Raw genomic sequence first — 7,621 nt, 5'->3', positions numbered from 1 at the left:
ATGCATCTTATTTTCAAATCAAGTTTATTTGCGCTGCTTTCAATTACATGACCTATTCCTTTATCGTCACTGAACCACTGCGGAGCATCTATTTTGGAATTCAAATCTGAAACTTCCTCAATTTCTATGGAATTTTGCGCTGTACCTCTATTTTTTAAATCAATTCTAGCTGTATTGAACCTTCTAAGCATCTGGGTAACATCAAGTGACATTTGCCTTTCAACGTAAGGTTTGTCTAAAAACGAATCGAACCACTGAGATATGCTATCCATGTTGTTTTGTCTGTTGAAGCTGATTTCATTTAGGACTTTAACAATTGAAAATGCAGGTATCGCATCCTGAAGCGGGAAATATTCATTCTCGTCAATGGATTTTGAAATCTTTTCATAAAAGACAGGGTCAATATACTTTTCAAAGTCGTCCTGGAAATTTTTGGATTTGAAAACTTCCTTTAGATGACTGTTGATTTCCTCTTCGCTAATGTAGTCATTATCAGGTTGATTTTCAATAGTTTCAGCTTCCTCAACACCTGAAATTAGTTCATATGATTTTGGTGTGAACGGCTTCAGGTCATTGATTTTTTTGGCATATTCTATTGTAGAGTCTGAGAATTTTCTGCCGCCTTCCACCTTAAAGTCAAGCAGCTTAGGACAGTATCTAAGTATAATCAATGTAATGAGAAGCAGATTGTCGTCACATTCATCTGTTGTAAGTTTCAGCTTGAAGAGATCAGGATCTATTATTGGAGATAACGTGAATCTGTTTACAAGATAAAATTCAAGGGCCAGCTTTCCGAAATGGTTTCTAAGTCTTGTCTCCTTATAATGTCTTGACTGCAATTCGCTGTCATTATATCCTTCCTGATTAATCCTCTCAATTCCCAATTCCAATATCCTTGAAACAGGTTCTTTTAATGATAAATTGTATCTTCCGGCCTGTCTTGTCATGTACTGCTTATTTTCATAAACTGTTCCAAGCGGAAATCCTCGGATGGATTCTCCTCCAAAACCGTTGATAACATATATCGGATTAATATAATAACTTGATTTAAAGTTGAACTGATTTGAAAAGCCCAATTTCAGATAGCTTGAGAGGTTGATTATATCTCCCATATCCTTAAAGTTAACGCTTTTAGCATCAATCGGCTGATTCAGCTTAAATCCAAACTCATCGGCAATCTGGGAAGCTATTTCAAAGTCTTCTTCGTGATTGTGATGCTCATCGAGAATGGAAAATACTATAATGCTGTTCATGTCAATGTTTGCAGATAAAATCAGTGCAAATATCACTCTTGTGTCGAATCCGCCTGTCAAATCAACACTGATTCTGTTGGTTTTGCTTTTTATGCTGCGGATTATATCAACCCACTTATAAAACCATCCATCCAGAATATCCAATGCTTCAACAGTATTGATTTCAACTGAATTTTCATCATAATCAATGGTCTTATAGCTTATGGATGAATCATTTTTGTTAATCTTTACAATACGGTTTCTGGGGATGCATTCTATTTCATTTACCAAAGTATCGCCGTAGACAAATGAACACAAAAGTCTAGGCATCATCAGCGCATCGGCATAATCCCTGTTAAATGTCATTTCATGGTCAAACTTTAAATATTCAACTAATTTTAGAAAGGAATTTGATATTGCAAAATAATCGTCTTTTTTATAGATATATAATCCATATGACCCCATGAAATCCTGATGAATTGTTATTTCATCATCATTTACATCAATGCCTACATAGGTCCCTAATCCGGACAGTGAATCGAAATCACTTAAATTATCTTTATTTTTGATGTCATTGTCCTGAATCGTAAATCCGTAAAAGCTCTTTTCGGTTGAATTGAGATTATCACAATCAATAATGAAAAATTCGTTTTTTAAAAAATCATCATTTTTAGAAATTATTATTCCTCCCTGACAAAATAGTTGATATTTTTAGTTTATATGGTTTTCAATATATATAATATTTGTATCTAAAAATGAATCAACATAGTGTCTAATTGGAACCATAACTTCTGAAGCTATCCAAAAAGTAGTTCATCTCCTCTTCAATCTGGGCTAATGTTACGATTGGTTTATACTCAACAAGGCTGTTAAGAGCTATTAAAAATGGAATTGCCTCACCTACACGGACATTGACGAATTCCAAATCCTGATATGTTATCCTGAAGTTGCCGTTTAGATGCTCATCGATTCTTGTACCGGCAGGAATGAAATTGATTTGGCCTTTTTCAATCAGTTCCTCTAAAAGCTTTGTTCCTTCAAGAATGTCACTGAATTCAATCTTTTCTTTTGAAAAAATTGGTTTGATGAATTCAAATTCTATGTCATAATCATATTTTGAATGGCTGTCGCTGAAATAGCTGTCAACCATCAGGTAGTTAATGTACAATTCATGATTAATTATTGAATATTTTTTGTTGTTGAGGATGAATTCCATAATTAACTATTGTTTAAATATGTTAATAAGCTTTCACCAAGAAATATTAAAAAAAAGAAATGAAGAGAATATAAAAATTCTCTTTTAAAGTTTTATTTTTTGCGATATGTGATAACCATCACCATCAATGCCAATAACATCATTGCTATCGGATTACCTGTCTGTTGGCCGTCAGCAGCCTTGGATGAAACGTGTTTTTCAGTTCTGTTTTTATCAGTATTGTTGCTGTCATGTTTGACTTTAACGGAAAATGTTGCAGAGCTTGCGTTGTAGTAGTCATTTGACTGATAATAAACATCCGCCACAGTGTCTTTTTCAGGTATTACAACATCCTTGAATGTTGCAGAGCCGTTGATGACATCTGAGGTATATGTCTTACCATCAATGGTCAATGTAGCAGTACCGTTTTTGACAGGATTGCCTTTCTCGTCAACAAATTTGACTGTAATGTCAGTTTTCTCACCGGCTTTGCCGGTGATGTCACCAGCCAAAGGAGCTTTGGTGTTCATCTTTTCGACATTAACACCAATTGAAGAGGTAGTGGAGTTATAATAGCCGTTGCCGTTATATGTAACGGTTGCATTATATTCTCCAGGATTTGGCAATTCAATACTTAATACTGCTTTACCGTTTTCAACAGTAGCATTGTATGTTTTTCCGTTTAATGTCAGTGTGACAGTTCCGTTTTCAACTGACTTGTTGTTGTGGTCTGAAACTGTAACTGTAACGTCCTTTTTATCTGTTGGTTTTCCGGATATGTCAGAGCATGAAACAGTAGTGTTGACTTTTAGAACTGTAATTGTAGATTCCCCTTGAACAGGATCAACATCTTCACCTGAATATGCCACAACATATGGGTAGATACCAGGATTAGTAAGTTTGACATTGAATGTTGCCTTACCGCCTGAAACCGGAACGGATTCATCTGCACTTAAGAGAGAATTCATGGAAGCACCAAGCACTTCTTTGTCCTCATATTTGATGGTCAAACCCGCAGTACCTTCACCAGCAGGATCACCATTCTCATATTTAAACTCGGCAGTGATGCTGATTATTTCACCAGCATATCCTGTGACAGGAGCGATAGTAATTGTAACAACATGTCTGATGTGCAGTTTGGAACTGTTTGATATAGCTGTATGGTTAGCGTCGGTGACTGTATTTAGGCTTACAGTATAATCGCCTGCAGCCAAATCAGAAACGCTGATTGCTTCACCAGGTTTTACACTACCGTTAACAACAGATTTCTTATTACTGTCAATGATTGAGTAAGATATTTCAGTTGCATTGACTGATGAAACTGCAATTGAGATGGCCTCGCCAAAATTAACGGCTACATAAGAAGCACTTACACAGGAACCAGCAGGGCTAACTGTGATTTTGGAAGCGTTTCTAACAGAAGTGTGGTTTAAATCAACACCTGTAATATAAGTTACATTATAACGGCCTGCAGACAATCCGTTAACTGTAATGTTTAAGCCGGATTCTATGATATCTGAAACAACAACAGTATTGTTTTCATCAACGATATCATAATAAAGCGCAACTGCATTGACAGTTGAAACAGGAATGACTATTTCTTCGCCGTATGTAACTTCCACATCCCCGGCACTGACATATGAACTGGCCGGATTAACTGTAATCTTAGATTTATAGTTAGAAGCAGTGAAATTGGCGTTAACCACAGTTGTCAGGTTGACTGTGTATTCATCAGCACCCAAATCAAGACCGGTAATGTTTTCACCAACATTAACAAGTCCTTCTTTAACAATAGCACCGGAACTGATAATCTGATATGAAACCTTTGTAGCATTCTTAGAGTCTACAACAACCACAATCAAATCACCATAAGTAACCTCAACATCAGTTGCACTGACAGATGAGTTTGCTTTTAAGACAGTGATTCCTGTAAAGTTGCCGGCGACATTACAGTTAGAGTTTACAGTGTTGTTATAGTAAACTGTGTAATTGCCTGCACCTAAACCGCTGATTGTTATGCTGAATCCGTCAACAACAACATTAGCATCTGCAAGTGTGCCGTCAGGGTTGCGGATGACAACGCTGGATTTGTTTATTCCAGTACAGTTTTCACCAGCAGTCACTAAAACAACATCACTTGGGTAAGTGACTGTTTTATTGCGAGCACTGATTGTAGAGTTAAATTTACTGATAGTTACAGTTCCATTGTTGAGGGTTACATTATCCAATCCGGAATATGATGCATTTACTTCATATACTCCGTAATCATCAAATGTATATTTTGTCCACCAGATTCCATTACCTGCATAACTTGCATTCACTTCATCACCGTTTGGAAGGATAAAGCGTAATTTACCTTTAATGACTTCATTTGGAATGTTTGATTTTGCAGTGATGTTAACAGTTTTATTGTTGGTTGTCTGAGAAGTAACATTCACATTGAATTTAGTGTTGTTTGAAATTATATTTAGAGCTTCAGTGTAGTATGAATCTGTGTCATGGCGAACTCCGATGTAATAATTCTCACCAGCAATTATGTCCAAAACAATCATACCATTCTCATCAGTGACTTTAACCTCTTCTAAAACAATAACATCATCAACAACTACGCCTACAGTGATGTTTTGGCCGGGTTCTTTGTTGGATCTTGTTGGTTTGATAGCGGAATTGCCAGTGTTATTGATTCCGTTTGCACTCCAATAGAATACGTTGTTAAATGTAACTTCATCATTTCTGGAATAGATTGCGTTTAAAAGGTTGTCCTGACCGGTGAAAGTAATTGTAATGTTATTTTCATTTTTGGTTACTTCTAAAGCATCCGCATTTGCTCTATTGTTTAAGAAACGAGAATTGGAAATAGTTTTGGTGGATAAAGTACTCCAAAAGTAAATAGCAGAACCTGTAGTCGCATTATTGCCAGTAAAATTACAATTTGCTATTTCACCATTACCATTTAAGAAGTAAATTGCACCGCCATCTCCAGAAGCTGTGTTGTTAACAAAATTACAATATGTTAGTTCGCCATCCCTAACAAATCCCAATGCACCACCAAAACTGGTTGCCTTATTATTATTGAAATTACAATTTTTTACAATACCCACACCATTATAAAAGCTGCAATAAACTGCACCACCAGAATATGCTGAGTTATTGGTAAAATTACAATTTGTTAGTTCACCAGTTCTATCGAAGAAAGCTGCACCACCAAAACTATAATCGCCAGTTACAGTGTTATTAACAAAATTACAATTTGTTACACTACCCGAACCCATTAAGATAGCACCACCACGACTAGCAGCGTTATTAACAAAAGTACAATTTGTTACACTACCTGAACGCATGTTGATTGCACCACCATAGCGGTTTGCAGAGTTGTTAGTAAAATTACAGTTTACCAGTCTACCAGATGACTCACTATCGAAATAGATAGCACCACCATGATCAGCAGAGTTATTATTAAAACTGCAATCTGTTACATTACCTTCAACATTTTTGTAGAAGTAAACGGCACCACCAGAAACTGCTTGGTTATCAGTAAAACTACAATTTGTCACAGTGCCGTTGAAATTAATGCAAACTGCACCACCACAACTCTCATTGCCGGTTGCTTTGTTGTGAGTAAAAACACATTTTATTACAGTACCATTGTTATTAAAGTAAACTGCACCACCGCAAACATAATCTCCGGTAACTTGGTTGTTTGTAAAATCACAACTTGTTACAGTGCCGTCCCAGGAGAAGTAAAGTGCACCACCATATTCACCTTTGTTATCAGTGAAAGTACAATTTGTTACATTACCCTCCAAATAGAAGCAAACTGCCCCTCCGTCAGAAGTCGCTGTGTTGTTTGCGAAATTACAATTTTCAATGCTGCCTGAATAAATATCGATAGCACCGGCACCACCTGAAGTTGCCTTGTTATCAATAAAATTACATTTTGCTACATTACCGGTTCCCATAAAGTGAATTGCTCCGGCATTGTATGCTGAGTTATTGGTAAAACTACAATTTTCTACTTTACCATCTACCATGATGTAAAGTGCACCACCATTTTCTGCAGAGTTATCAGTGAAATGACAGTTTGTCACATTACCATTACCATCAAAGTAAACTGCACCACCCTCACCTGACGCATTGGCGTTTGTAAAGGTAATGTTATTTAACACCACATTATCTGCAGTAACCTTGAAGATTCTGGCCTTATTAAGTGCATTGATTGTGTAGCCGTTACCGTTGATTGTAATCGGCTTGCCAATGACAATTCCGTCGGCGAGATTTTCATCCATGCCGACAGTGAATGTGTAGCTGCGGTTTAAGGTGAGCACTGAATCTGCAGCAGCCTCATTGATATACTTTTGCAATATGTTGAAATCGCCTAGGCCATTTGTAAATGTGCCGTTGCTTTCAGCATATGTGTAATAGCTGTCTTCAAAGTGATAGACATTATATCTGAATTTTCCGGTGCTTAGTTTAGCTAAGTCATATATGGCCTGACCGTTAATGTCAGTTACTAAAGTAACGTTTTCAACTAGCTTATCATCAGAATCAAAAATTTCTAAAGTGATGTTTTGACCGGCTTGCCTGTTGGATCTTGGTGGTTTGATAGGGAAATTGCCTGTGCTGTTGATTCCGTTTGCACTCCAATAGGTCACATTGGTAAAGGTAACTTCGCCATTATTTCTTGAATGGATTGCGTTTAGAAGGTTATTGTTACCTGTGAAAGTAATTGTAATGTTATTTTCATTTTTGGTTACTTCCAAAGCTTCCGCATTCGCTCTATTGTTTAAGAAAATAGAATTGGAAACAGTTTTAGTTTCTAAATTATTCCCGAAGTAAATAGCAGAACCTGTAGTCGCATTATTTCCAGTGAAATTACAATTTGTCACAGTAGAACTTAGACGAAAATGACCCTCAAAGTAAACTGCACCACCATCTTGAGTTGCGGTATTGTTAGTAAAATTACAATTTGCAACACTACCAGAAAGCATCCGGATAGCACCACCATTGGATTTTGCATTGTTAGAAATAAAACTACAATTTGTCACAGTAGAACCTCGATGATAAAAACCATTGAAGTAAACTGCACCACCATCTTGAGTTGCAGTGTTGTTAGTAAAATTACAATTTGTCACAGTACCATAATCACGGAAGTAAACTGCACCGCCATAACGAGCAGAGTTATTAACAAAATTAC

General features: G+C 36.6%; 3 protein-coding genes. All 3 read right to left on the bottom strand.

All coding sequences use genetic code 11. The annotated features are described in order from the left end of the window. Positions 1-1,697, bottom strand: a 1,697-nt coding sequence (locus IJI93_RS10295) for a hypothetical protein (RefSeq protein WP_292822705.1), incomplete at its 3' end; no start/stop codon positions are given. Between the two features lie 307 nt (positions 1,698-2,004). Beyond that, a complete protein-coding gene (locus IJI93_RS10290) occupies positions 2,005-2,448 on the bottom strand; it encodes a hypothetical protein (protein WP_292816047.1) in 444 nt (147 codons plus the stop codon). A gap of 92 nt (positions 2,449-2,540) precedes the next feature. Continuing rightward, positions 2,541-7,621, bottom strand: a 5,081-nt coding sequence (locus IJI93_RS10285) for a right-handed parallel beta-helix repeat-containing protein (RefSeq protein WP_292822703.1), incomplete at its 5' end; no start/stop codon positions are given.

Origin of the sequence: Methanobrevibacter sp., from assembly GCF_017431965.1 — an archaeon.
GTDB lineage: Archaea > Methanobacteriota > Methanobacteria > Methanobacteriales > Methanobacteriaceae > Methanocatella.
The sequence above is the reverse complement of the archived record's forward strand: the minus strand, read 5'-3'. Positions and strand labels throughout refer to the sequence as shown.

Coding starts and splice junctions, on each gene's coding strand:
- IJI93_RS10290 (WP_292816047.1), bottom strand. CDS start 2,448: ATGGAATTCATCCTCAACAACAAAAAATATTCAATAATTAATCATGAA.